Raw genomic sequence first — 26,520 nt, forward strand, 5'->3', positions numbered from 1 at the left:
CGATTAGCGTGCCCGCACTACGTAGTTGGTTAGCATGTTATTCGTGCGCAGCCACTCAATAACTTCCTGAGTCAGGAAGTCGAGATCCGCTCCACTCCACGAGGAGGTTGCGTCGAAGAAAGCCTTTACCGGTATTGGAATGTCGTCATTCTCAAGAAACCGAATAGTGGCCAACTCATCGGAGTGCGCATGAACCTCCCTCAGAGCTTCAATAGTACTAGGGATGCTATTACGGTATTGATTAAAACGCTGATACAAGCATGTATAGCGCTCTAAACGTTTTTGGTTTTCCGGCAGAGACTGAACGATAGTCTGCTTACGTTGTTCGGGAGGGACTCCAGCAAACAACTTGCTACTGAAGTAGACCTTCCAATCCTGTTTCTGTAAAGCCTCTGCCGAGGCGGTGAACTCGGTGAGCGTCAATACCAGTTTGCTCCAGCGTTGTTTTTCTACCAAAGTGGCAGCCTTCGGCGACTCGGCAAAGCGAGCACTGATCTGGTTGATCACTTGCTTTACCTTGTCAACACCAGGAACCGGAGTAAGCAGCACTCTCATTTCCCGGAGCATGGCATTACGACGCGCCAAGGCTATGATTCGATCTGTCAGCGCCTGTAGTTCACTTCGCTTGGCCCTCAAAGCCTCTGCTTCCTCAATACCGCTGCTGGCAGCCTCTACACGCATCAAACGCTCGCGAACACTCCGTGCATCGTTTAAGAGCATGCAGTTTCTCCCTCCACTACCAGTGAATCTATTTCATTCGCTAGGCTTTCAAATAAGCTTAGAATCTCACTAGTCTGCTCCTGCGGGTCCACCCCCTGAAACTGCACTTCCAACCCACTGGCGCGCTTGTCTGAGGCCCGCACCACTTTTCGCGCCGCTTCTGCAAATCGCGACGCCACGATGAGTGGATGAATATCAAATCGCCCCATGCGGCTGACTAACTGGTCATCACTCTGCCCTTCGTCCCCTTCTACCGAACTAGCAAGCATAGAAAGTGCTTCTCGCAAAGCTGCGCTGCGGAAATCCTCGCACAAACTTTTGAAAGCCGGATGGGCAATACCGATCTCGTCCGAATTCCAAACACCAGACGCCCTCAACTGCTCTGCTAGTGCCCTGAGCTCTTCTGCAACCTCTTGTTTATCAAAGTTTTCACCCAACTCTGCGACCAGTCTGGTTCGGATGTTACTTGCACCCTGCAATACTTTGCGTGCCTGAGCCTTTACACGCGCTTCGCTCATCATCGCCAGCGCCTGCTTCAACTCAGTGGAACCCAAGTCGAGGGAGTTTAGATTCGTCGTATCGCCCTCTGGCAGCAAGCAATCCGTCACCCGCACCATATCAATGGCATAGGACGTCCTGCCAGCGCCTTGGAAACTGCCGCAGTAGGATGCAACAAACTGGATCAAGTCAGGGCGTATCCGTAATGCCTGCTCCTGCAAAGCGCGCCATTCAGCAAATTCAGCAGGTGCCGATCCGGGCGGGCGCACGGAAATATTTCGAGATCCGAATAGAAATGCAGCAAGGCTGGCCGGTGTACGGTAACGTTCTATAAGACCGAGAATTCGGCTATTTGTGGATAGCAATCGTACTGCCATGCCGAGTTTCTGCCGAATGCTAGCGCGTACGAGCGCTAACGCCTGTGGCATCAATCGATCCGTAAGATTGCCGATCCTAACCAAATCATCATCGCTACCTACATAATTTACTTTGCCGCCATTTAGGTGAATTAAACGGACCACTGCTGCCAGTTCAGAGCGCAATTGTCCGGTCGAGTCGGAATGATCATCTGCCACCTTGATTGGGTCAGAATCAAGGTTGCCTTCTCCAAGAGCATTCGGAATTGATATCTGCTTGGCCTTGATTGGCGACTTGATAGCGCGCTCAGCAGACCAGTCAATTCGCTCAGTGATAGCTGTCGCGATCGATTGCCTAATTTGATTAGCTACCGTCTGGTTAAGGCGTTCCCCATTCTGAACCCACCTCTCGAGGGCCTCGATCAAGGAGGCGTCATCCGGTCTGGGCGGTGAGTCAATAGACAACTGACTGGGCTTGTCTTTCGGGATTTGCTCAGGTATCGGTTTAGGGGTGAATTGGATGTTTGGCCTATCCAACTTAAAGGCATCAAATACCTCCTTTGGGATATGGCCAATATCCGCTGGCGTACGCGGAGAATTACCCCAGATCGCCACAACGCGCCGGTACCGCTCTCGCATTTCTTCCGACACTGGAAGCGAAGACAGCCATTGTGAGACTTCCGCATTCGTCCCCGGCGCATCAATATCTGGCGGCGGAAACTGCCCACGTTCAAAAGCGGGGCGGCCAGGCAAAAGTACGCTACGCAGAACATTATCAATAATGAAGCGCGGCGTGAAAATCAGGGTATTATTTCTGGTGAGCGCAGACCGCGCCAACTGCTCGATGGCTTGCTCGGTGTAGGGGAATAGTGGAATCTCAACTTCCTTCCCAAAAGCAGTCAAAACAGCGATATCACTGGCGTCATCAGGAGCAGTATACGGTTCAATCCATGAACTTTGCCGGTCACTTAAACCACCATTTATCTCAAAGTGGTGCATCAAATTATGGTAGCCCCAGCGCGCTGCGTTTAAGTACGAAGCTACCAGTGCCTTGGTTCGGCGAAAGACTTCCTCGGGACTGGACAGTAGGCTTTCCACAATCCACTCGCGTTTCGCGCGTGTTGCGATCGTGTCTTGGCCTGCTAAATAGCCGTCAGTAACGGCTATAACTGAGCGCATCGTAGCAAACTCCCTGACACCGTCACGCACGCCCTCCTGGATTAGTACATTGAGCAGCGTGTCTTGAATGCCAGTCAGCGCCTTGAAGTCCTCCACAAAAATCACCAACTCACGCTCTTGTTGGAGCAGTAGACGGCGAATCTCAAGGATGACCTCTTGCAATGTCATACCACCTAGAGATTGATGCAGGCTAAATAACTGGCGAATAGCCTGGTCGACAACCTTGCTCTCATTGAGTAGTCGTGCAGCAACGCGTCTACCCTCGCCTTCGCGCAACTGAAGGGTACGAACATAGTACGATTGAGTCGTTGACGCAGCCTTAGTGATATCGATTGAGTCCGGCAGAAGGAAGTCGTCGGCCTGAAAATCCTCAACCTGCCCTTCCTGCTCGGCCTGACTTTGTCCAGCGATGGCGCGTTTGACAATTTTAGTAAATACCTTGCTGCGAAAATAGTCGACTAACTCAGGATCACCCATAAACTTAGGCAGCGCTCTTGCGTGTCCGACACGTTCTTTCAGCAGGATATTACTAGGATTAGCTTTAAGCTGAGCATGCAGTTCATTCGCCAATTCACCCAGAGCAATATCTAGTTGCCCTTGAAATCTAATAACTGCAGTTGCGATATTAATTTCTTCAGTAAACGCCTTAGCAAACTCAGCCTTAACTGATGCGTAATCTTCACCTGGCAACTCATTCAGGATCAACTCCACCACCCGCCGCAGGGTGGCACTCTTCGGAATACGAATAATGACGTAGCGACTATCTGCGTTCACGTTTTGCAGACGCGCTGCAAGCATGCGTACCATGTGTGACTTCCCGACACCTGAGGCTCCGGTGATGGGCACCACATGAGAACCGGATGGCACATCTTTCGTCATCAGGTACTTGAAGAGGTCATCCTCACTAGCCTCAATACTCTTTCCCGAAGAAACCAGTCGGTAACTTAGAGGTGAAGGTTGGTGTACCGCCAAAAGGACAGCATCGTGCGCACCTTCCGCTTCGTGGTTGATGCAGAGATTAATCTCTTCAGCAGTAGGCCAATAATTCAACAGACTCATAATGTGTCCCTCAGTAGACGAACATGGGTGAAGCTTTCCCACGCACGTCCACCTTGACCAACAAGTGTGAGTTTTGAACCAGCATCGGCCAATGACACTAGGCTGATCACTCCCTGTAACTGTAAACGCCGCAAAGCGAATGACAGCGCAGTTGACAAGTGACCAGCAGCGGGTACAACCCCTGTTTCAGGCTTCAGCACCTTTTCTACCTCGAGACGATAATCACCAGAATCCAACACCGGTAGCCGTTCCGCCAGGCGTGAAACGAACTCGCCTGCGAGCACCGTCTCGTTCTTTTGAATCACCTCTTTCAACTCTGCGCGCACCGCAACTGTTGGATCGCAGAAAAAACTGGAGTCGTCACCAGTAGCAAAACCAAGGAATCTCGCCCAAGGTCGAAACCCCTGCCAGCGGGTGCTATTCAAGAAAATGAACCGCCCTGGCTGCACTTGGGCTGTAATCAAACTTTCGATTTCATCATACGCACTTGGCAACGCGTATATATCCTGCGCCAAGCACCAAGCTAAACTACGACATAAGTCAGCAGTGCGCCCAACTGCCTCTTCCGAGATACTGCCATCTGAGGGCCAGAGTGGTAGTGCATGCATCTGCTGCAACGCAAGCCTTCGGCAAATGCTAGGCAGGCGATCGGTAAATACATCAGTAGATTCCCCGCGCGCCAGGTCGACGCTCAAGCGAACTTGGTCATCATTCTCGATGAATAACCCCAGTGAAACCCAGCGAGCCAACGTAGCACGGGCCCGAGCAGCCAATGCCTTGCCCCTCCCCTTATCAGAATCATTTTCGGCTTCCATTTCGGAACTGGCATGCGGGACACAAATGCTGATCAACTCGTCGCGAGAAATAACTTTTTCTCGGGCGACTATTCCGGCCAAAGTCAGCACTATCGGGTGTAGGCCATCATTTTCGCGATTGAGAATGCTCATTGACTTATCACTTGAGTGAGGTTGCCCAAATGCAAAGCATTCGGGCTTACATCGGCGAGACGACGTGTAGGGTTAACAGGATCCAACATACCAAATGGCAAGAGCACGATATGGAAAGGTCTTTGTAGCATCTGGATATCCCAGAGAGTTTCCGGACGTGAGCCAGGTTCCAGCACTGTTAATCGTGCCAGAGGGGAATACGGCTCCAGGTCGGACTCCTGAAGAGATCGCTGTAGCAGCACCCGATCTCGCGTGCGCTGGTATAGGCGCCCCCACTCAGGCTGACTCACTAAAGCAGTCAGGGGATGAGATGCCAACTCGCGTACGCCGCACGACTGCACCAACCATCCTGCAAATTGCAGGATTGACTGTTGGATCTGTTGCCTAGACTGGCTTTCGTCATAGAAGACATAAGCAAAGGTGGGGTCCACCCAAGGAAATTTATCCAGCCAGGGTCTCATTGTTGATGGCAAAACGCGACTCACCGGCACTACCACAGGCTCGCTAAAGTGCCTGCTGTTCTCAGTGCCGAAGCGATCCCTCGGACAGCCACCGCAAACCTGCGAAACCTGGACCGGCCATCGCGGCGACCGAATACGGTACAACTGCGTAAGAGTGGCACCCACCTCTTGGCCAATCTGCTGACCCAACCCACTGGACTGCGGCAGCAATTGCCGCATCATTTGCAAGTTCCGCTCAGCCGCCACCAGCGTATTGTTACGCGAGGCAGTGACCAAGCTTTCCCAAACCTCAGGAATCTGATGGCCGTCGTTGAGGATGCGCACGCGCACATTCGCCATGGCCGCTAGCATCGACGAAGCATCCTCGCCCGGGTCCGCGTCCTGCTCGTCACACTTGACCTCAAGGTCGAGGGCTATGAGGCCAGCACGCGCCATTAGGATGAGGGTGCGCATATTCCAGTTAACGTTGTATTCGCTTCCCCCCCGCAACCGTTCGTGCACGGCGTCGATATTGATTTCCCACAACGCCTCATCACCAGTTGGTTGGCGCGATTGGTACATCGCCTTCCAACGACTGAAGCCGAGCTCATCGGAAATAATCTTAGGTTTTGCGAGTCGTTCCGGAAGAATCCAGTCGCTATCGTCGAATAAAAGTAAGCTAACCGACGACTTGCCATCACGACCACCACGACCCACCTCTTGATAATAACGGTCCAGGGTCTCCGGAATCGTCGCATGGATTACCGTGCGCACATCACTTTTATCGAGGCCTACACCAAAAGCAGAAGTCGCGACGATACCGTCGAGGCGATTTGCAGCCCATTCCTCAATGATGCGCTTCCGCTCGCGGTCAGGCGTTCCGCCGTCGAATGTAGCAATGCGGTGCAGGCCGCCACTGCAACGAAGCGTGGTGTTCCACTGCGCAACTTCCTCACGTTTCGTAACGTAAAGAATAAATGGCCGCGGCGCATAGCGCAGCGACTCCAGTACGCGTTTTTGTTTTTCCTGCGGCGAAGAAGCCTTATAGAACCAATACTGCGGTTCTGGGCGAAGATGAACCGCCGATACCATTTGCACCCGTTCAGATGGGCCAAATAGGCTCGCCAAAGTGTCCACTGTTTCCTCCGTGAAAGTGGCACTCATTAGCAAGGTACGAAAACCACGCGGCGACAACCGAAGCAGGCTGTGGCGCAGCCCTGCCAAGGCCTGAAAGGACGGGCGGAACTCGTCGCCCCACTGGGTGACGAGGTGTGCTTCATCAATCACGAAATAGCGCAGCATGCCTGCTGTAGCAGCATCCGAAACGGCACGTAGCAAGGAGGTAGTGAGCGCCTCTGGTGAGGTGAAAAGAATTCGCTGGGTACCATTACGCAAGCGCTGCCTAATCGCGGCACGCTGTTCTTTCGATAAGCCACCGTGCCAGGCCAATGGCCAATCTGGTCGGGAAAGACCATTACTCTGGAATAGTTTTCCCATAGCACGAGCTTGATCGAGGGCAAGGGCGACTGTGGGCACGACGAAAATGGTCAGATGACCATCCTCTTTATTAACTAAGGCTGGTGCCTGCCCAACCAGACTTTTTCCAGAGCCCGTAGGCAAGTTGACTATCAGGGTATCGCCTTCGGGTATCAAGAAGGCCGCGCGGACCGCCTCTCGTTGTCCAGGGGAAGAATAGTTGGTGAAGCCCGTGGAATCACGAATGAAAGGGTCGGCCTCGCATTTCATATCCTGGCGCACTCTCACATCGGAAAATGCATCCGAGAAGACACCACGCTCCCCACTACCAAGCCACTCTGGATGCCACTCGCGAGCTGCCAGCAGATAGGCAGAGGACCCGGCCTCTGTCGCATCCATCCCATGGTTGGCCCAACTCGCTCGATCGGGCCACCCCTTACCGGCAGGCACACGCAGCCTCATACCTTTGCCCACGCCGTCGCTGGTTCGGAGCAAAAGTTGTCGTAACAAAGGCTGCAAGTCAGCATGCCATGCTGTATTACCGCGCTGGGCTTGCGCCGTATCCAGTACTTGGCAGATCCGGTCCAGCAGGCTGTCATCTACCTTCTCCGGCCAAGCATCAACAATCGGCCAGGCCGCGAGGACAGCCTGCAACTCATCGAAACCGAAACTCATGCGTCTTCCTGAACGTGGCGCTGGATGATTGATACAGGTTCGCTGGTCAGAAAAACCACGCCTGCGACGTCGACCTTCACCGAAGGTGACGTTATGCCGCCGTGAACCGCTTCGTTAAGCGCCTGCTCGAGTTTGAGTTGGCGAGCCTCAGCTTCCGCCTCCCTCCCCTGCAAAGACTGGATACGAGCCTGCAACTGGGCGTAACGAACTTCATCTTCGGCCAGTGCCCGATCCAGCGCGCTCCGCTGCCGCTCCTTCAATTCTGGCTTAGCCCTCATGATGGCCAGCGCACGGTCACGCATCCGTTCGCAGCGCTCCTTCCAATTAGTGAAAGTATCCGGCGCCATCCTACGAAAAGCACGGAAGTAAGGTGTCTCAAGATTCTTGTCGATGTAGCCATTTCCGCCCCGCTTTGCGTACTCAGGCATCAAAAAGCGCTCAATAAAATCCTCCGACAGTTCATCTCCGTCCTCGTCCACCCAGACTTGCATCACCGTTGGGCCAAACAGGGAATCTCCGCGTCTTGCCAGAACTGCTCTTGCTGCTTCGCTCGACTGTTTTTGGTTGGCAGTCAGAACTGCAACTGCTGCGTCCAGGCAAGATTCGATCACAAAGTCAAAACGGAAGCAGAGTCGAATTTCTGAAGACGGGAAATGGTCGAACACTTGCCGCCACATTGCATAACTGCGACCTCGGTCGTCCGCTTCAGAAAACGATTTGATGGCCTCAATAAACTCTGTACCGTAACGTAGCGGGCGAACCTTGCGCCTAACGGCAGTGGGACGGTGTACAACGTATGGATATGATTGCGGCCGAGTCGAACGACTGCCAGGTGCATCAAAGTCAATGGCACCTAAAAAGTCTCCGATGAACCCTGACGAAGAGATGAGGGTTGGCGGTTTTTTGTCACCATCCGGCGAGAAGTAATGAAATCGGAATGGTTCGTCTACAAGTTGGGTACCGGGACGAATCTGTTCGACTACCTTGCGGAACAGAAGGGTGTGCTCAATCCAATACATCATTGTATCCCGTATGGTCCTCCAGTCCGAGTCGACTTCGAACAGTTCGTCCAACTCCGCTTCAGGCACAGGTGACAACTGATCCAGTGCGTCTTGCTGGTCAATCAGTTTGAGTTCGCGGGCAACTAGGCCAGTGGGGCCAGTCAATCGTTCACGAAGCGCGCCAAGTGCCTCTGCGCCGCCATGAATCATTGCCTCCTTCAAATCACCTAACTCTGCCTCAACCAAATACTGCAGGCTAGAAATAGACTGGTTGAAGATGCCCCATCCCTGGTCGAGAATGCCAAACCATGCTGTTTGCATAGGAGCACATTCATTGAGCAGAACGTAGGACTGAATCGAACTGCCAGCGCCATAGCGGTCAACACGCCCCATACGCTGCTCGATTCGATTGGGCTGTAGTGGGAGATCAAAATGCACCAAGACCTTGTTCCCGCCCTGCAGGTTGATGCCCTCTTCCGTATTTTGGTCGCAGACGATGACTCGAATCGAGGAATCAGTTAGAAAATCTCGCCAACTAGCCTCAGTAGATTCATCAATATTAATATTGTGTCGGACCGTGTAGATTCCGTTGCTTTTTAGGTAAGCAAAGACCTTATCTGTTACGGTTTCATTGCTGCAGAAGACCACCGCCTTAGTCGACTCCGGCAGCAATCGTATCCCCCTATACAACTGATCGAGTCGGGTCGCCATCCACTCATCGTTGTCAATCGCACGAATGACCGCCTCGAGAAGTCCCTCCTCTCCAGCAAAAGACGAGATCGAATCGCTCCCGATACCACGTTGGCGTTCCAAACAAAGCCGACGAAGGCCACTTAGATCTTCAAAAAGAGCACAAACCGCGCTCCAGTAGAACGCTCCCAGCGTCCGTGCGGCAACGTTATCTTGTTGATAGATCGACAATGAAGCACTAACACGCCAGTCCTCCAGAACTGATTCGAGACGCGCCATTGCAGAATCTTCGACCTTCCAGACTTGGACTCCTTTGCGTTCGGGAGTTAGCCCTATAACCTGGCTACGTCGATTGCGCAGAATGCGACGATTAAGGCGATAAGTCTCAGAGATATGAGCTCGCAGGTGCCGTACAGCAGAGCAAAATTCCGGATCATCCTCATCCGGCAACTCTAGTAATTTCTCCTTGAGTACCCCTGCTAATTGCACCAAGCGCGAGTCATTCGGAATTCGCTCGATCAAATCATCAAGCACACCATCCATGAAAAATGAATTGCTTGGATCTAAGGCAGCAACCGCTTCAGCGAGAGCCTGCCGATTGACGATTTTGGCATGAAAACTCTCTAGGTCATCTAGCGGGTAAACCACTGGATCCAATAGATGCAACATCCGGAGGAAGCCAGGCTCGTTGCGCAAAATGGGCGTCGCCGATAGAAGCAACAAACGATCAGTACGCTGCGCCACATCGCTAATTACACGGTACAACTCTTGCGTAGCTTCGCCTGCACGAGGATCAGCCAAGTGATGCGCCTCGTCGATGACAAGCATAGATAGGTTGGGCAGCACATCGCGCAATTGAGCGTTATCTTCCTGCGCCAGTACGAACACCGATTCGCCGATGAATTCACCAAGCCCAAACCGAATGATCAACTCATCCTGCCATTGGGTAACCAGTGCATGCGGGACCAGCACGAGTACTCGATGGTTACGTAAATCGTCGAGCACAGCTTGACGGATAATTACGCCTGCCTCGATGGTCTTTCCGAGGCCGACCTCGTCCGCAAGAAGATAACGCTGGGAGTGATCGGTCAAAACACGTCGAATAACATCGACTTGGTGCGACTCCAATTCAATGGAAGACGAAAGCAGGGCAGAAATGCCAAACGCACTACCTCTCTGCTCAAGATAATTCCTTAAGAATCCGGAACGCGCCTCGGCGAAGAGCGGGGTTTCGGTAACGAAGTTACTTAGGAAGTCGACTGGATCCTGAATCGGGTGCTTCCATCGGACGAACACCTGATCGTAGTCGAGATAGACATCAACCTTGTCGGCCAAGCGGACCTCTACGCCCTCCCCATCGTCCTCGCGCACCCGGCCGATGCGCCACTGGTCGCTCAATTCGTCGTAGGTTAAGACTCGGGTGTTACGTCCCAATCGCTTGGGCCTGATTGAAGAAAATGGGACCTCCCTACGGCACCGGCCATTGCTCCCTGGGTAATCGAAATATTCAACCAAGGCTCGCGTGCCCTCACTGCGCACAAGCTTACACAGGCCATCTCTTTCGGAATCCTTCACTAAACAGAACATGATGCCTCTTGCGTCTGTAAACCAGAGCAGGAGAAGTGGCTTTGGCACTTCCCTAGCTGCCGATGTTCCCTGACAGTCGCCCATGAGGTGCTGCTCTCCAATCGGAGCGGATATCCAACAAGCCCCATGCCACTCACGGGACAGTGCAGGATCAAATCTCATCCACTGATCGATCAAAAGAAAGCTGCAGGCGATGTTTTTCTGCCAGTATGGTCGGAACCTATCCTGATCGTCTACCTCGACCACTGAGGTGCACCCCAACTACGCCACACTAGGTTGCCATCCTGAAACCCTCGGGCTAGAGTGCGCCCGTCGTGGTATGTCCCACGGCCGGGCGTCAGAACCCGATCAATCGAGGGCGCGGTTGCGTCATAGCGAAGCGGCAAATGCTCCAGTATTTGCTATCGCTTTCTATGGCAGGCCGTGCGGGGCAGGCTTTTGCCTGGCCGGTTCCCTCGGTTACCGGTTTCTGACCCCCGTACGGTCTGCCACCATACTGCGTCAGAACAGTGGGTGGCAGCTCCTTAATCAAACCGAGGAGCATAAGGAAAATGCGCTACCCCCTTTTTACCCGAGAGCTCCGCCTTGGGCCTCAGGTCTTGCTGTCCACCTCTGCTCAGGAGGTGCGCCATGGCTGAGTTCGAATCCTGCGTTGTACCTTTTCCGCTGCAGCGAAGTCCGCTGCATGAATCCGAACGCTCTCCCCTGCCCTCTGAAGCTGCCGCTGAACTGCGTGGCGTCATGCTAGGTAATCTGCTTGATCAGTTGGCTGAACCTGAGGGCTTACAGCCTGCGGATCTGCGCGTGCGCATCGCGGCTTATTCTGCGCTGGCTCTGCTCGATGAGATGGTCGTGCTCTATCGCCGCGCCCTCTCTGACGTTCGAGGAGGTGCCAGATGAGCAAGGGTGTGATGACCTACCTTCCGCCTCACGACGGCCATCCAGGAATGGAGATCACCTGGGCTGCCGATTGCAGAGAGGCATTCGACCAGGGCGTGAAGCTGGCACAGACCTGGCTCGACAACGCCCGCAGTGGATGGCTCTGGGCAGTGATGATCGCGGAGCGCGATCTGCTGCCCTGCGCTATTGAGAGGCGCGCTTTTGAGGTGGGTTTCCTGAGTCGTATCCACCAGCGTATGTGCTCGCATCTTCGCTGCGGTGAGCAGGCCGAGATCTATACCGCGGGTGATTGTTTTGACCACAGAAAGACCCTGACGCTCGCCGAAGCGAGCTGTCAGGGCTGACCTGAGCCATGGCAAATGCCAATGAAGTGGTCTGTTTACACAGACCAGGAAGGAAGGTTCTGAGCTAACGGAGTGCAGGGTCAGAGTACTGACTGTTTGCACTTCGTTAGCCCAGAGACCGGAGAATATTTCGGTAGCGGCCGTCTGCCAATACTGTTGATGGGGTACTGGCTACAAGTGGCGACCGGCTTCGTTCCTCTTCCGTTGCTGGTGCAGGCCATATCTGCAGTTCTACTGCTCGCCAACAACGCCTCTGGGCGTTTTAGGCTGTATCGACAGAGCCTGCGCGCTGCGCTTGCTGGTGTCGTCTGTGAGATCGGTGGAATGGCGGTCTTGCTGTTTCCTCTCACCCTATCACGGCGTTCTCGCCGTCAAGGGCTGCATGCGCTTCGCGCATTTGCGGCGGGGCCGGCTATCGCCCCGTGACTGCTGCGCTGCGCCGTGCTTGGCCGGTTCCGGGCAATTCCGCCCGAGCAACTGGAGCATGATCATGTCGCAGCTTTCTCTCGCCTTTGACGCTTCTCTGATGATTCGCGACGAGCAAGGTCGCTATCTGCCTGCCACTGCAGAACAGATCCTGGACGCTGCTCGCAAGGTGATCGATCAGAAGGTTCAGCGAGGCTCAGCCTTCACGTCTTCGGAGCTGGTCAAGGAGTACCTGATCGCGAAGCTGGGTGGCTTTGAGCACGAGGTTTTCGCAGCGCTGTTTCTGGATGCCAAGCATCGCCTCATCCAGTACGTCGAGATGTTCCGCGGCACCATCGACAGTGCATCTGTTTACCCGCGCGAGGTGGTCAAGGAAGCACTGCGCCTGAATGCTGCGGCAGTGATCTTCGCGCACAACCATCCAAGCGGAAATCCAGAGCCAAGCCAGGCTGACAAGGTGCTAACACAACGCTTGAAGGAAGCATTGGCGCTGGTCGATGTTCGCTCGCTGGATCACGTCATCGTGGCAGGCCAACGCACCGTATCTTTCGCTGAGCTTGGGTTGCTGTGAATCAAGGGGGCTGAGCCCCCTTTTTGCTGCGCCCTTCAGGCGTGCGCAGCATGTTCAGCTGGTTCCTCTTCCTTGGCTGCCAGCCCCACCGTCCAGTGCCCGCCATTCTCTTGAATCAGATGCAGCAGGTCGTAGGTTCTGATCATGTCGAGCAGACCAGAGTGGCCGTAGGCGTTTGGCGAAAATGCCGGATCGGTACGCTTGAGGTACTGCCCAAGGGCGCTCAGGGTGACCTTGCCTTCGCTGGTTCCGCCTGCAAGCAGGGATACGGCATCCACCACGAACCGGGGCCGCCGTTTAACGACCGGCTTGCTGGGTTCAGGCTTACTGGTTTCCTGCTTGCAGCTCGACTCAGCCTTGGTCGCAGGCTTCTCGGTATGCTCCGCAACAGGTTCTTGGAAATGCTCCTCACGGCGCCACTCAAAGAACTGGTCACTGGCGTTGCGCAGTGCATCGGGGGTCTTGGGTTCACCGACGATGCAGACGGTAGCGCCACGTTCTCTGAGCTTGCGGCACAGGTAGGCGAAATCGGAGTCGCTGGTTACCAGGCAGAACGTATCCGCACGGTGATCGAATAGCGCTTCCATTGCATCCAGGGCCAAGGCGATGTCGGAAGTATTCTTACCGGCTGCATACTGGTACTGCAGGCATGGCGTGAAAGCTAGTCGAACGAGCGCCTCCTGCCACTTGTTGGCCAGGGTGCCGTGATTGCCATACCCCCGTCTAAGGACGACGCGGCCGAACTGGGCGACCACACGCAAAGCGTGCTCCAGAATCTCGGGCGATACGTTGTCGCAATCTACCAAAACAGCTACACGCGTTTCTCCAGCCGGCGTGAAAACTCCCATCCTTGCTCCTATCGAGTGATCCCAGTTGAGCCAATAGCATCACGGCCACTGCCGGCGCACGGCAATCAAAGATTATTACATTGGTAACGCTAGGTACGTGCCGCCAGCGAGGCTGGAGCTTTGCTAGAACCACAATCAACAGGCAAACTGACTTATCGATAGGGAGCTTGGTGGTTTTCATGGAAATAGCAAAAGTGTTCCATTCACTGCTTGCAGGGGGATTTGTCTCATACGTAGCTGCAGCAGTGGCGCTGGGGAGTGTGTTTTTTAAAGTGCTAACTGCGCTGTCAAGGACGCTGGAATTTCATGACAAACACTTCGTCAGAAAGCCTATTGCACGCCTCAGAGCATTGCGGCAGGCGGTAATCAACACACCGGATTTGGTAGCGTTCTTCGATAGCGCGATTCAACAGGAGGCATTCCGTCTCGCCACTCGTATAGATACCAGCAGAGTGAAACGCGAGTACCTGCTTGAGCTTGATAGAAGAGGAATCTGGAGCCGCAATCAACTGCGTAGTGTCTCTAAATTTCTGCTGACGCCCCAAAATCAAAAAGCCCCCGTGATAACCATTACCCGCCTCGACACAGCAGGCGCATGGTTCAGCCTCTTGGCCGTGTTCGGAACCATTCTTGTCGGGGGCGCCCATAGCCTCCTGCTGATTTTTACTGGTGATCCGTTCTACGTGTTAGCAGGCGTACTTACCGCCTGCATGTTCCTTTTGGCCGTAAGATTCTTCGCAACAGACTTTACCGACTGGTTGATCGCCAAACGCGTACAAGCGTTCCTTGCCTCGGAAGCAGTCAGCGTGCGATAGAAGTAGCCTCGGTCAGCCACCACGGAAAGTTTCTGCGCTAACGACGTCTGGGTGGATATCGTTGACCTCGGGTTCGACGCGGGCGTGCGATTAAGAAATGCGGTTCCCGCTGACATGATCGCGGTCCCTCTCAGCCCGCCAGTACGCTTCCTCACAGTGGCCTCCCCCTCCTATCTGGCCAAGCGGCCACCGGAATCTCTACGGGATCACGATTGTATTCGTCACCGGCTTCCCAGCGGTAAGCGCTACCGATGGGAATTCGAACGGAGCGGCGTCGACGTGGCAATCGACGTGCCAGGGCAACTTACTCTCAACAGCAATCGGCTTATGGTGAAGGCAGCAATCCAAGGTATGGGCATCGCCTATGTTCCAGATTTTTATGCTGAAGCAGCTATCAAAGACGGACTACTTGAAACCATCCTGGGGGATTGGTGCCCAGCAGAGCCGGGGCTAGCGCTTTACTATTCTGGTCATAGGCAGGTGCCCGCCGTACTTCGGGCATTCATAGATTTGCTGAAAGAAACCCAACCCTCACCCGTTGAAATCCAAGAGCAGTAACGACAGGCCGCAAGGTACGCCAGCGGCTACCCATCCCGAACACTGTTATTCAGCGTGCTCGACGACAGCCAAACGCCGAATGGCTATCAGCGGCCTTCATCAACTATCCCTAATGCGCGCGCCCTGCGCCGGAGAAAATAATCGCTGTTGCGCAACCGTAACGCATACCCATCGACCGCGCTTTGCCGGAATCATCCAAATAGGTCTCAATCATGAAAGCGACGGTTGTCCCGGAACAGTTTGCCCGCTCGTCGGCATCTGGCCCACTCAGCTCCAAATGGAACTGCCCTCCAGGCAACGAACACACTGGCGCTTGGTACCCCAGCTTATGTCTTCATACCGGCTTTCGTCATAGCTAGGTGGCATCTGGGCTGACATCCAATCGGAGCTCCATAAAACACTGCTTGAGTCTACTGCCCGCCATTCTTTTAGCACTGGCGGCCGTCGCCATCGCCTGCAGCCTACTCTCGCTGGTTCTGATTCACCTGGTTCCTGAAATCGTCCCGCTGCCCCCTGTCTAGCACCAAGCCTTGGCGGTATCGAAATCATCAAACAAGGTGCCGAAATTCAGCATCGCTGGATCAACAAACGCGACCATACCCCCAAGCTCACCATACCGCATTCTTAGCGCACCGCCGCCCCCATCTCTCGTACCAGCTGCCAGAACCGAGGCGGCAACTGATCGGGGTCCAGACCGTCCAGCAGGTTTTTTACACCCAAGCCCAGGTCAGTGTCGCCCTCAATCACCAGACGTCGACGGAAGAACAGAGTGTCAGGATCTTCCTGGCGGCTCGCCAACAGCAAAAAGTCTCGCCACTGCCCGCGGATGCACACGTCCACTGCATCGCACCGGCCCACGCGCAGCTGCGAGTCCTGACAACTCAAGCACCAGGTCAGCCCAAGATCGCTGACCTCCAGGCGTAGCCAACGACCGTGCAGAAGGTCGAAGGCCCCCTCGGCCAGCGGCACGGCAAATAGCCGGCTGGCCGCCCGCTCGATGACCAGACGCTGCACAACGAAAGGTACGTGCCGCCCATACGGCAGCACCGGCTTGCCGAACTTCAACAACCACCGCGCCATACTCATAGGCCCAAAGCCTCGATCGTCAGCATGCCAGGTCGGCCATGCCAATAGCCGTTGCAGCCACTGACCGCCAGTGGTGGTAGCGCCCCGTCACGCACCGCGGCGAAGTCGTCGATCACCTGCCCCATGCCCTCGCTGCGCGGGCTCAGGCGCAGCACATCCACGCCACACGTGGCAATGGCCTGATAGTCGGCCAACAGGTTTCCGACCTCGGCGGACATGGTCTGGATGCCGTTGAGGGTAAACAGCGCCTGCCCCTCCTGACTGAGCAGCGGAATGCCCTCAGGGTAGTTCTGGCAGCAAAACTGGCAGTCGTCCTTTGGCCGGTTCTCAGCCCGCGCGGTGAAGCAACGCGCCGAGTAGGCCAACGGCAAATGGCCATAGGCGAACAGTTCCACTTCAGGCCGACCGACCTGCAGGGCATCGAGTTGCTGCAGGCAGTCCTGCAGCAGGAGACCGGAACACTCCACCGGTGGCACCCAGCGCTGCAAACCACACTCCAGCAGCTCGTGCAGGGCATGGGCGTTGTACAAGTTAAGCGCCGGTCCGGCGACGAAAGGCCGGCCGCGCTCGGCGAGCAGTTGTACCGCGCCCATGTCGTTGGCCTCCACCAGCAAATCGCCGTTGTCGCACAGGCGGCGAAGGCTGGACAGCTCGGAAGCAGCCTCGACCAGCGCCAGTCCGGACAGCACCAGCTCGGCGCGGCTGCACTCGCGCAGCTCGCGGGCAAGGCCGAGCCAGTCGTCCAGCGACAGGGCACGGCGCTTGGAACAGACGGTTTCGCCCAGGTAGATGATGTCAAGCGGTTGAGCGGCCATCTCGGCGTAGAAATCCAGCAGCTTGCTGCGGCTCCAGTAGAACAACACGGGTCCCAGGCTCAGTTTCATAGGCTCCTCACTGCCAGGATCGGTGATATGCACCGAGGGTCGTCTGGCTGCCTTCAGACAGCCCTGCCAGGTCCTTGCGCCAGCGCTCCTGCACGGCAAAACGACCGCTGGCATGGGCATCCAGCGCTTCGCGCCAGACCCTCGTGACCTGCTCGACATAGGCTGGGCTGCGCTGGCGCCCCTCAATCTTCACTGCGGCGATGCCTATCTCGGCCAATTGCGGAACCAAGTCGATGGTGTTGAGGCTTGTCGGCTCCTCCAGCGCGTGGAAGCGCTGGCCGTCCACCAAAAAACGGCCCTTGCACAGGGTCGGATAGCCGGCCGGTTCGTCTGGCGCGTAGCGGTCGATCAGTACGCCGCCCAGACGCGAGCTGAGGCCCTGGGCTTCCTCCTGCCAGCGCACCGCCTTAGCCGGCGAACACACCCCGCAGAGGTTGGGCGACTCGCCGGTAACATAGGACGACAGGTGACAACGCCCCTCGGCCATGATGCAAAGGCTGCCAAAGGCGAATACCTCCAGCGGCACCGTGCTTTTCTCGGCCACCTGGCGCACCTGAGCCAGCGACAACACCCTAGGCAACACGGCGCGCCGGATGTTGTAACGCTGCTGATAGAACGCCAGGGCGGCGACGTTGGTGGCCGAGCCCTGCACCGAGAGGTGCAGGTTGAGATCGGGATGCCGCCGGCTGGCGTAGGCCAGCACGCCGGGATCGGCAGCGATCAGAGCATCCACCCCTAGTGCGGCGGCTTGGTCCACCGCGCGCTGCCAGCGCGCCCAGCCCTGGGGCTGGGCATAGGTGTTGACGGCAACATAAAGCTGTCGGCCACGCTTACGGATCAGGTGCAGCCCCGTCTCCAGCTGCCGCTCGTCCAAATTGAGCCCGGCGAAATGACGGGCATTGGTGTCATCGCGAAAGCCCACGTAGATGGCGTCCGCGCCTTGCTGCAGGGCAGCCTTGAGGGCGGGTAGACTGCCCGCCGGACAGACCAGATGCATGAATCCACTCCTACTTCAACGACTATGCGCCACTCTAGGCGTCATGAACGTGAACGCCTTGATTGTGGTCAAGCCACTCATGCCAGCAGGCTGTCGAGCGCCAGAAACCCCACGGGCTCGCCAGCGCGCAGGGTACGCCCCGCCTCCACCACGGCCAGGCCCTCGGCCCAGCTCATGGCACTTAGCATGGCCGAGCCCTGCTGGGCATGTGGCACCACACGCAGCTCACCATCCCTGACCTCGAGACGGGCGCGCAGGTACTGGCGCCGCGCATTGGCCCTGGGCCAGTCGAAACCGGCGGGCAATGGCAGTGCGCGTGACGACACGTCGCTGCGCCCCTGTGCCGCCAGCAGGAAGGGCCGCGCCACCACCAGAGTGGTAAGCAGCGCCGCCACCGGGTTGCCGGGCAGGCCGATCCACGGCGTACCACACACCCTGCCGAAGGCGAAGGGCTTGCCCGGCTGGATGGCCAGGCGCCACAGGTGCAGCTCGCCAAGCTCGCGCACCGCCTGCTTAAGGTGATCCTCCTCACCGACCGAGACGCCGCCGGAGCTGATCAGTACATCCCATTCGGACGCTGCGAGGCTTAGGGCGTCGCGACTGGCGCTCAGCTCGTCCTCCAGGACACCGCAGTCGTCCACTTCCAGTCCCCAGCCGCGCAGCGCGGCGCGCAGGCTGTAGCGATTGGCGTCGTAGATCTGTCCGGGATGCAGCGGTTCTCCCGGTTCGCGCAGTTCGTTGCCGCTGCTCAGCAGGCCTACGCGCAGACGCCGGTGCACCGCCACCTCGGCAATACCTAGGCTGGCCAGCAGGCCCAGCTGCGGCGCGCGCAGGCAGATGCCTGCCGACAGCACACAGGTACCGCGCTCGAACTCCTCGCCGCGCCGACGCACATGGTCGCCGCGGGTACAGACGGGCAGCCAGACGCCCTCGCCCTCCAGCCGCACCAGCTCCTGCGGCACAACGCTGTCAGCCCCAGGTGGCAGCGGCGCGCCGGTGAAGATGCGCACCGCATGCCCTGACGGCAGCTCCTCCAGCGCCGCATCGCCGGCGGCGATACGCCCGGCCAGCGGCAGGTAGCCCGGCCCGCCCTGCAGATCGGCGGCACGCAGCGCATAACCGTCCATGGCGCTGTTGTCCCAGGCCGGCATCGACCGTAGGGCATGTACCGGCTCGGCCAGGGTGCGACCCAAGGCCTGCTCCAGGGCTACCCATTCGACCGCCGGCGGCGTCGGCACTTGGGCCAGTAGGTCAACGATGGCTTCATCGACCGGGCATAGCCCGGGCTGGTCGCAAGCGCAGCCGTTCATGCGCGCGACCCGCACAGCACCGTGGCCTGCTCGGGCAGGCGCTTGAGGTGGGGCACGAAATTGCACGGCCGCGTACGGCAGTCCAACTGCTCACGGAGGATCCCGTTCCAGGCTGTGCTGCAGGCACCGGGCGAACCGGGAAGGCAGCACACCAGGGTGCCGTTGCTGATGCCGGCCAGGGCGCGCGACTGTACGGTAGAGGTGCCGATCTCGGTCAGGGAAATCTGCCGGAACAGTTCGCCGAAGCCATCCACCATCTTGTCCAGCAGCGGCGCCACGGCCTGCGGCGTGTTGTCCCGCGCGGTGAAGCCGGTCCCGCCAGTGATCAGCACCACCTGCACCAGCGGGTCGGCAACCCAGGCACACAGGCGTGCACGAATCTGCCAGATGTCGTCGGGCACCAGCGCCCGCTCGACCAAAGCGTGCCCGGCGCTCTCCAGCGCCTCGATCAGGGTCTGGCCCGAGCCATCGCTGGCCAGGTTGCGGGTATCACTGACGGTCAGCACGGCGATGCACAGTGCCTGGAACTCGGGGTTAGACAAGTGAGCCATTTTGGCGCCTCCATAGTATGACTGGACGCAGCCTGAGCCCGCGGGAGCGTCCCGCCCATTCCCCAATGGAGGTATCACCAAGGACCAACGCGACAAACCTTGACCACGGTCAAGGCTGCCACGTACCTGGGTATTAGCCTGAACGCGAAACCAAGGCCGGGAGGCGTTTCGCATGGCCAAGAAATTCCCTCTGCACCCGAGTCATCCCGAACGCATCTGCTGGGGGTGCGACCGTTACTGCCCGTCGGACTCGCTGGCATGCGGCAATGGTGCGGACCGCACTATGCATCCGGCCGAGATGATCGGCGATGACTGGTACCTGCACGGTGACTGGGGCATCGAGGTGCCTGAGCCGGTGGCGGATGCCGAGCAACCGCAGCACCGGCCGCGCTGAGGGCTACCAGCGTCGTGCGGCGACCGCATCACTAGCGCGCGCATCCACCCACTGAGCGCCCTGCGCGCACATTTCCTTCTTCCAGAATGGCGCCCGTGTTTTCAACTGATCCATGAGATAGGCGCAGGCCTCGAAGGCTACCTGCCGATGGGCACTGCCAACACCAACGAAGACGATCGGCTCGGCCGCCTGCAGCAGGCCGTGACGATGCACGATTAGCACCTCGTGCAGCGGCCAGCGGACTCTGGCTTCGGCCTCGATGCCGGCCAGGGCCCGCTCGGTCATGCCAGGATAGTGTTCAAGGAACATCGCCCGCACCTCCCCCGCATCGCCATAGTCGCGTACCAAGCCGACGAAGCTAGCCAGCGCACCGACACCAGCGCAGCGCTCCTGCAACTGGTCGAGCAGCTGCGCCGCGGAAAAGCTATGCGCCTGAACCTGCACGCTCATCTTAGCCTCCGGTGACGGGCGGGAAGAAAGCGATCTCGTCGCCGTCCTGCAGCACCTGATCGAGCCCGCAGAGTTCCTGATTACACGCGCACATCAAGTTTTGCGCGGCCAGTGCCGACCAGGCACCGCCACGCGCCACCAGGTTCTGGCGCAGTTGATCTACGCTGGTCAGCTGCGGCTGCCAGTCCAGGCACTCGCGGTCCAGCCCAAGTTGCTCGCGATACCCCGCGAAATAATGGACTTCCAACATACTTCTCTCCTCAGTTTTCAGGGGGCCAAACGCACGTGGCGCCGCCCTCTACAGTCAATTGCTAACGCAGGCGGCCATGCAGACAATCCGGGCGCCCTGCCCAGAATTCCATGCTGACGGGATCCCCGCCTGGACGACGGACCTGCTGAGTAAGCGAGCAGAGCCAGCGGCGCATGGGAGCCTGCCGTTCTAGCCGACTGTAGCCATGCTACTGGTGGCACATGCCACTCAGTTGATCGCTTCTCCACATGAGGCCGCTCCAGTCTGCTGGCACGCGTTGGCGCCCACCTTGCGTTGGATCAAGGCACCCGGTAAGTCCCCGAAGCGCCTCCGCTCTTCTCCAACAGGCGCACGGCCTCGATACACATGCCGCGATCCACCGCCTTGCACATGTCGTAAATGGTCAGCGCGGCGACACTTGCAGCAGTCAGCGCCTCCATCTCCACGCCCGTCTGCCCTGCCAGTTTGCAGCGCGCGACGATATGCACGCAGTCCTCGCCCTCGGCCTCAAGCTCGACCTTGACGCTTGTGAGCATGAGCGGATGGCACAGGGGAATGAGGTCGGAAGTCTTCTTCGCCGCCTGGATACCGGCGATGCGCGCCACGGCGAACACGTCGCCTTTGGGATGACGGCCATCGGCGATCATCGTCAGGGTGGCGGGCAGCATGCACACACGGGCTTCGGCCACGGCCTCGCGGCAGGTCACCGTCTTGTCGGTGACATCCACCATGCTGGCACGGCCGTGGGCATCGAGATGGGTCAGCATAGGTTTCTCCATAGTCAGATTAAGTCGAGCCGCCGTGCCAGCTTACGCAGATTGCTCGGGTCGATGGCCAGCGCCCGTGCGGCGGTGGCCCATTTGCCGCCATGCTGCGCCAGAGTGTTCTGGATCAGTTCGCGCTGATAGCGGTCCACAGCCTGGTGCAGGCTTTCGCTGGGTACCAGCGGCACAGCCGACGGGACGCTGCTCGGCACCGGCGCCGGGCCATCCAGCCCAAGCCAAGGTGCCTCGATACTGAGCAATGCGGTGCGCGACTCAGCCTGGCTGAGCACCTTGAGCGCGGCGCGGCTGATCACATGCTCCAGCTCACGCACGTTGCCCGGCCAGGAGTAGGTCAGCAAGGCGCGCTCAGCATCGGCGGACAGGCGCAGGCAGCGCAGGCCCAGGCGGGCACGGTTGAGTTCGAGGAAATGCCCGGCCAGCACCAGCACGTCCCGGCCGCGCTCGCGCAACGGCGGTATGTGCACCGGGTAGACAGAAAGGCGGTGGTAGAGGTCGGCGCGGAAACGTCCTTCACGCACCTCCTCGTGCAAGCGCCGGTTGGTCGCGGTGATCACTCGTACGTCGACATGCCTTGGGCGGTCAGCGCCCAGGCGCTGAATCTCGCCGTTCTGCAGGGCGCGCAACAGCTTGGCCTGGATTGACAGCGGCAGCTCACCTATCTCGTCGAGAAACAGGGTGCCACCATTGGCCGCCTCAAAGCGTCCGGCGCGCTCTTGCGCGGCACCAGAAAACGCCCCCTTCACATGGCCGAATAGCTCACTCTCAGCCAGGGTCTCCGGGAGTGCGGCGCAGTTGACGTAAACCAGCGGCTTGCGCGCGCGCGGCGAGTGGGCATGCAGCCAGCGGGCAAACAGCTCCTTGCCTACGCCGGTCTCACCTTGCAGCAGTACCGGCAGCTCGGAGTCCGCTACGACGCCCAGCTCGTCGAGTAACTGGCATAACACCGGGCTGTCGCCGAGGATGGTGCCGCCAGTCTCGTCACCAACCTCACCCTCCTCCCGTCGGGCCAGGCGCAGGCTGCGAATTTCGTTTTCCAAGCGACACATCCGCAGTGCTGCCTCGATCAACAGGGCATAACGCTGCAGGCGCTGGGTGGCGTTGCGGTCAAAGGTACCGCGGCGCAGGGCATCCAAGGTCACAGCCCCCCATAGGCGGCCGTCGAGAAACAGGCTCATGCCCATGCAGTCGTGCACCGGTAGCGGCTCATCTGGACTGTCCTGCAACAGGCCGTCGTAAGGGTCGGGCAACTCGCTGTAGGCGGCGAATTGCAATGGCTCGCGCTGTGCCAAGATCTGCGCCAAGCGCGGATGCCGGGCGATTACGAAACTGCGCCCCAGCGCTTCGTGGGCCAAGCCGACTGCAGCCTGCGGCCGCAGGCTTTCGCCATCCAGACGCAACAGCACCACCGCACTGCAAGCGAATATTTCGCGCAGGCTGACAACCAGACGCTGCAGGCGTACAGCAGATGGTAGCTCGCTGGCCAGATCGGCGAGCAAGGCGTTCTGCAGAGGGGTGAAATCTACCATTTCGGGTATCCGCTACCTGATTTCTTCCGGGTAGATTAGACCCTGGCGGCACGCAAACCCTTGATTTCCGTCAAGTTGAAAAGCGGCACGGGGCTTGCGATGGAGCATACAGACCAATATGTCTGATAGGAGAACTCCATGGCCACCCAACTACTTGACAGCACCCTAGGCAATATCGCCTGCAGCATCCCCGGGGCGACCCGGGTATTCCACGAATTCCACCTCGACTTCTGCTGTGGCGGTCAGAAGAGCCTACGCCAGGCCGCACAGGAGCGTGGCATCGATGCCGACCACGTACAGACACGTTTGCTCTCTCTCAGTGGCGAAGCCCAAGACACGGAGGATTGGCGCACGGTCGCGGACGAGCGGCTGATTGAGCACATTCTGCAGCGCTACCACGATGTGCACCGTCAGCAACTGCCGGAGTTGATTCGTCTCGCCGCGAGAGTCGAGCAGGTGCATGGAGGTCGTGAGCACTGCCCAGTGGGACTGACCGATCTGTTGATCGACATGCAACAGGAGCTGGAAAGCCACATGCAGAAGGAGGAGCAGATCCTCTTCCCGATGATCCTACGTGGCGGCGGCACGATGGCAGGTGGCCCAATCTCAGTGATGCGTTACGAGCATGACCAGCACGGCGAAGCGCTGGAGCGTGTCGTCGAATTGACCGATGACATGCAGCCACCGGCCAATGCCTGCAACACCTGGCGCGCGTTGTACCGCGGACTTGACGAGCTGCGCTGCGACCTGATGCAGCACATCCACCTGGAAAACAATCTGCTGTTCCCGCGTGCCCTCGGTAAGGAGGTACAGCATGGGTGAGTACCGCAAACTCTGGTGGGCATTGATCGCCGTACTCGGCGTGACTTTCTGCGTACTCGGCTGGTTCGGCCGCGAGGTGTATCGTCAGGCGCCGCCAATCCCAGAACAGGTGCAGAGCACCGACGGCAGCCTGCTATTTACCAACGTGGACATACTAGACGGGCAGACCGCATGGCAGAGCGTCGGCGGTATGCAGCTCGGCTCGATCTGGGGCCACGGCGCCTACCAGGCGCCGGACTGGACCGCCGACTGGCTGCATCGCGAACTGACGGCGTGGCTCGACCTGGCCGCGCAGCACACCTACGGTGTGCCCTATGCCCAGGTGGACGAAGACCACCAGGCCCTGCTGCGCCAGCAACTCAAGCGCGAATACCGTGGCAACCAGGTGCAAGGCGAGGTGCTGGTGCTCAGCGAACGCCGCGTCGCCGCTGTCGAACAGACTGCGGCCTACTATGAGGCGCTGTTCGGCAAAGACCCGGCCCTGCAAGGCAGTCGCAAGAGCTTCGCCATGAAGGAGAACACCCTGCCCGACGCCGCCCGGCGCGAGCAGCTGACCCGCTTCTTCTTCTGGACAGCCTGGGTCGCCGCAACCGAGCGCCCAGGGCATGACGCCACCTACACCAACAACTGGCCCCACGAACCGCTGATCGACAACAAGCCCACTGCGGAGAACCTGATCTGGTCCATCGTCAGTGTGATACTCCTGATTGCCGGTATCGGCTTCCTGGTCTGGGCCTGGGCCTTCCTGCGCGATCACGAGGAGGATGAACCGACTGCACCGGCCCACGACCCGCTCAGCCTAGTGGCCCTGACGCCATCGCAGAAAGCGCTGGGCAAGTACCTGCTGCTGGTGGTCGGACTGTTCGCCTTTCAGGTCGTGATCGGCGGTGCTACTGCGCACTACACGGTGGAGGGCCAGGACTTCTATGGCTTCCCGCTATCGCAGTGGTTCCCCTACTCGCTGCTGCGCACCTGGCACATTCAGAGCGCGCTGTTCTGGATCGCCACCGGCTTCCTCGCTGCGGGTTTGTTCCTCGCGCCCATCATCAACGGCGGCAAGGACCCGAAGTTCCAGAAGCTCGGCGTCGACGTGCTGTTCTGGGCGCTGGTGGTCGTGGTACTCGGCTCCTTCGTCGGCAACTACCTCGCCATCGCCCAGATCATGCCGGCCGAGTGGAATTTCTGGCTCGGGCATCAGGGCTACGAGTATGTCGACCTCGGTCGCCTGTGGCAGATCGGCAAGTTCACCGGCGTGGCCTTCTGGCTGCTGTTGATGCTGCGCGGCATCTTGCCGGCCTTCCGCCAGCCCGGCGACAAGAACCTGCTGGCCCTGCTGTCGGCCTCGGTGATCGCCATCGGCCTGTTCTACGGCGCCGGCTTCGCCTACGGCGAGCGCACCCACCTGTCGGTGATGGAGTACTGGCGCTGGTGGGTGGTGCACCTGTGGGTGGAGGGCTTCTTCGAGGTGTTCGCCACCACCGCGCTGGCCTTTATCTTCTCCAGCATGGGGCTGGTCTCCAAGCGCATGGCTACCACCGCCAGCCTGGCCTCGGCCTCACTGTTCATGCTTGGCGGCGTGCCCGGTACCTTTCACCACCTGTACTTCTCCGGCACCACCACCCCGGTGATGGCGGTGGGTGCCACCTTCAGCGCCCTGGAAGTGGTGCCGCTGATCGTGCTCGGCTACGAGGCCTGGGAAAACTGGCGCCTGAAAAGCCGCGCGGCCTGGATGGAAAAAGTCAAGTGGCCGCTGATGTGCTTCGTCGCCGTGGCCTTCTGGAACATGCTCGGCGCCGGGGTGTTCGGTTTCATGATCAATCCGCCAATCTCGCTGTACTACGTGCAGGGCCTCAACACCACTCCGGTACATGCTCATGCCGCGCTGTTCGGGGTCTACGGCTTCCTCGCCCTGGGCTTCACGCTGCTGGTGCTGCGCTATATCCGCCCGCAGATGCAGTTCAACCAGGGACTGATGAAGGTCGCCTTCTGGTGGCTCAACGCAGGCCTGGTGCTGATGATTGCCACCAGCCTGCTGCCCATCGGCATCATCCAGTTCCACGCCAGCGTCAGCGAGGGCCTGTGGTACGCCCGCAGCGAGGCCTTCATGCAGCAGGATCTGCTGCAGACCCTGCGCTGGGTGCGTACTTTCGGCGACGTGGTGTTCATCGTCGGCGCCCTGGCCATGGCCTGGCAGGTGGTCATTGGCTTCTTCTCACCTGTCCCCAGGAGCGTGCCGCTGCGCGCGCAAGGAGGTGCCCGAACGATTAATTAAATACGTTGGATGTGTATTGGCTAGGCTCGGCCCGCGATACGCGGGTCGAGTCGTTGTTGACCTCGCCTAGACTGAAACATGAAGTTTCCCGAACGGAGTCGCA

General features: G+C 58.5%; 23 protein-coding genes. 8 read left to right on the top strand and 15 right to left on the bottom strand.

The window, feature by feature from the left end:
- Positions 1 to 3: 3 nt before the first annotated feature.
- Genes dpdI through dpdE form a run of 5 tightly spaced genes read right to left on the bottom strand, consistent with a single transcriptional unit; the run spans position 4 to position 10,790 of the window.
- Positions 4 to 720: a protein DpdI gene (gene dpdI / locus FIV02_RS13930; RefSeq protein WP_152488951.1), complete on the bottom strand. Its 717-nt coding sequence runs from the start codon at positions 718 to 720 to the stop codon at positions 4 to 6.
- Positions 711 to 3,812 carry a protein DpdH gene (gene dpdH / locus FIV02_RS13935; protein ID WP_152488952.1) on the bottom strand — a complete coding sequence of 1,034 codons (3,102 nt, stop codon included), beginning with the start codon at positions 3,810 to 3,812 and terminating at the stop codon, positions 711 to 713. Before dpdH ends, dpdI begins: the two co-directional genes overlap by 10 nt.
- Positions 3,809 to 4,759 carry a protein DpdG gene (gene dpdG / locus FIV02_RS13940; RefSeq protein WP_010791779.1) on the bottom strand — a complete coding sequence of 317 codons (951 nt, stop codon included), beginning with the start codon at positions 4,757 to 4,759 and terminating at the stop codon, positions 3,809 to 3,811. Before dpdG ends, dpdH begins: the two co-directional genes overlap by 4 nt.
- Positions 4,756 to 7,350: a protein DpdF gene (dpdF, locus tag FIV02_RS13945; RefSeq protein WP_152488953.1), complete on the bottom strand. Its 2,595-nt coding sequence runs from the start codon at positions 7,348 to 7,350 to the stop codon at positions 4,756 to 4,758. Before dpdF ends, dpdG begins: the two co-directional genes overlap by 4 nt.
- Entirely contained in the window at positions 7,347 to 10,790 is a 3,444-nt protein-coding gene (gene dpdE, locus FIV02_RS13950; RefSeq protein WP_306085268.1) for a protein DpdE, read from the bottom strand. Before dpdE ends, dpdF begins: the two co-directional genes overlap by 4 nt.
- Positions 10,791 to 11,258: 468 nt before the next feature.
- Between dpdE and FIV02_RS13955 the strand changes: the two genes are divergently transcribed.
- The 3 genes from FIV02_RS13955 (at position 11,259) to radC (ending at position 12,869) form a co-directional block, all read left to right on the top strand.
- Entirely contained in the window at positions 11,259 to 11,528 is a 270-nt protein-coding gene (locus FIV02_RS13955) for a hypothetical protein (protein ID WP_023106401.1), read from the top strand.
- Complete coding sequence (locus FIV02_RS13960; protein ID WP_152488955.1) at positions 11,525 to 11,872, top strand: LasR-specific antiactivator QslA; 348 nt, start codon at positions 11,525 to 11,527, stop codon at positions 11,870 to 11,872. The genes FIV02_RS13955 and FIV02_RS13960 overlap by 4 nt, the downstream gene beginning before the upstream one ends.
- A 490-nt stretch (positions 11,873 to 12,362) precedes the next feature.
- Positions 12,363 to 12,869: a DNA repair protein RadC gene (gene radC, locus FIV02_RS13965; RefSeq protein ID WP_152488956.1), complete on the top strand. Its 507-nt coding sequence runs from the start codon at positions 12,363 to 12,365 to the stop codon at positions 12,867 to 12,869.
- 35 nt (positions 12,870 to 12,904) lie between these two features.
- Here the strand turns inward: radC and FIV02_RS13970 are convergent, their stop codons facing one another.
- Positions 12,905 to 13,717 carry an NYN domain-containing protein gene (locus FIV02_RS13970; RefSeq protein WP_047585340.1) on the bottom strand — a complete coding sequence of 271 codons (813 nt, stop codon included), beginning with the start codon at positions 13,715 to 13,717 and terminating at the stop codon, positions 12,905 to 12,907.
- A gap of 179 nt (positions 13,718 to 13,896) precedes the next feature.
- On the opposite strand from FIV02_RS13970, the gene FIV02_RS13975 reads away from it, so the two are divergent.
- Together FIV02_RS13975 and FIV02_RS13980 are read left to right on the top strand one after the other, a co-directional pair.
- A complete protein-coding gene (locus tag FIV02_RS13975; RefSeq protein WP_152488957.1) occupies positions 13,897 to 14,532 on the top strand; it encodes a hypothetical protein in 636 nt (211 codons plus the stop codon).
- A 114-nt stretch (positions 14,533 to 14,646) separates the two neighbouring features.
- Positions 14,647 to 15,090 (top strand): LysR substrate-binding domain-containing protein, encoded by a 444-nt coding sequence (locus FIV02_RS13980; RefSeq protein WP_256663129.1) that lies wholly within the window; start codon positions 14,647 to 14,649, stop codon positions 15,088 to 15,090.
- Between the two features lie 624 nt (positions 15,091 to 15,714).
- Here the strand turns inward: FIV02_RS13980 and FIV02_RS13985 are convergent.
- From FIV02_RS13985 to moaB, 5 genes are all read right to left on the bottom strand, one after another.
- Positions 15,715 to 16,176, bottom strand: a complete 462-nt coding sequence (locus FIV02_RS13985) for an SCP2 domain-containing protein (protein WP_152488959.1) — start codon at positions 16,174 to 16,176, stop codon at positions 15,715 to 15,717.
- Complete coding sequence (locus FIV02_RS13990) at positions 16,173 to 17,060, bottom strand: U32 family peptidase (protein WP_152488960.1); 888 nt, start codon at positions 17,058 to 17,060, stop codon at positions 16,173 to 16,175. The genes FIV02_RS13985 and FIV02_RS13990 overlap by 4 nt, the downstream gene beginning before the upstream one ends.
- Positions 17,061 to 17,067: 7 nt before the next feature.
- Complete coding sequence (locus FIV02_RS13995; RefSeq protein ID WP_047585333.1) at positions 17,068 to 18,057, bottom strand: peptidase U32 family protein; 990 nt, start codon at positions 18,055 to 18,057, stop codon at positions 17,068 to 17,070.
- A 77-nt stretch (positions 18,058 to 18,134) separates the two neighbouring features.
- Entirely contained in the window at positions 18,135 to 19,367 is a 1,233-nt protein-coding gene (gene glp / locus FIV02_RS14000; protein WP_047585331.1) for a gephyrin-like molybdotransferase Glp, read from the bottom strand.
- On the bottom strand, positions 19,364 to 19,918 hold the full coding sequence (gene moaB / locus FIV02_RS14005) for a molybdenum cofactor biosynthesis protein B (protein WP_123084432.1): 555 nt from the start codon (positions 19,916 to 19,918) through the stop codon (positions 19,364 to 19,366). Before moaB ends, glp begins: the two co-directional genes overlap by 4 nt.
- Positions 19,919 to 20,090: 172 nt before the next feature.
- On the opposite strand from moaB, the gene FIV02_RS14010 reads away from it, so the two are divergent.
- The gene (locus FIV02_RS14010) at positions 20,091 to 20,312 is read left to right on the top strand and encodes a DUF3079 domain-containing protein (RefSeq protein WP_152488961.1); all 222 of its coding nucleotides are present in this window, start codon (positions 20,091 to 20,093) and stop codon (positions 20,310 to 20,312) included.
- 3 nt (positions 20,313 to 20,315) lie between these two features.
- On the opposite strand, the gene FIV02_RS14015 is transcribed toward FIV02_RS14010, so the two are convergent.
- The 4 genes from FIV02_RS14015 to norR form a co-directional block, all read right to left on the bottom strand.
- The gene (locus FIV02_RS14015; protein ID WP_152488962.1) at positions 20,316 to 20,762 is read right to left on the bottom strand and encodes a molybdenum cofactor biosynthesis protein MoaE; all 447 of its coding nucleotides are present in this window, start codon (positions 20,760 to 20,762) and stop codon (positions 20,316 to 20,318) included.
- 1 nt (position 20,763) lies between these two features.
- Complete coding sequence (gene moaD / locus FIV02_RS14020; RefSeq protein ID WP_047585323.1) at positions 20,764 to 21,012, bottom strand: molybdopterin converting factor subunit 1; 249 nt, start codon at positions 21,010 to 21,012, stop codon at positions 20,764 to 20,766.
- Between the two features lie 299 nt (positions 21,013 to 21,311).
- Positions 21,312 to 21,779 (bottom strand): cyclic pyranopterin monophosphate synthase MoaC, encoded by a 468-nt coding sequence (gene moaC, locus FIV02_RS14030; RefSeq protein ID WP_047585321.1) that lies wholly within the window; start codon positions 21,777 to 21,779, stop codon positions 21,312 to 21,314.
- A gap of 14 nt (positions 21,780 to 21,793) precedes the next feature.
- Positions 21,794 to 23,323, bottom strand: a complete 1,530-nt coding sequence (gene norR, locus FIV02_RS14035) for a nitric oxide reductase transcriptional regulator NorR (protein ID WP_047585318.1) — start codon at positions 23,321 to 23,323, stop codon at positions 21,794 to 21,796.
- A 138-nt stretch (positions 23,324 to 23,461) separates the two neighbouring features.
- Between norR and ytfE the strand changes: the two genes are divergently transcribed.
- Complete coding sequence (gene ytfE / locus FIV02_RS14040) at positions 23,462 to 24,145, top strand: iron-sulfur cluster repair protein YtfE (protein ID WP_152488964.1); 684 nt, start codon at positions 23,462 to 23,464, stop codon at positions 24,143 to 24,145.
- Positions 24,138 to 26,417 (top strand): nitric-oxide reductase large subunit, encoded by a 2,280-nt coding sequence (locus tag FIV02_RS14045; protein ID WP_152488965.1) that lies wholly within the window; start codon positions 24,138 to 24,140, stop codon positions 26,415 to 26,417. Before ytfE ends, FIV02_RS14045 begins: the two co-directional genes overlap by 8 nt.
- Positions 26,418 to 26,520 lie beyond the last annotated feature (103 nt).

The sequence above is a fragment of the Pseudomonas sp. THAF187a genome (genome assembly GCF_009363395.1).
GTDB classification, from domain to species: domain Bacteria; phylum Pseudomonadota; class Gammaproteobacteria; order Pseudomonadales; family Pseudomonadaceae; genus Aquipseudomonas; species Aquipseudomonas khazarica.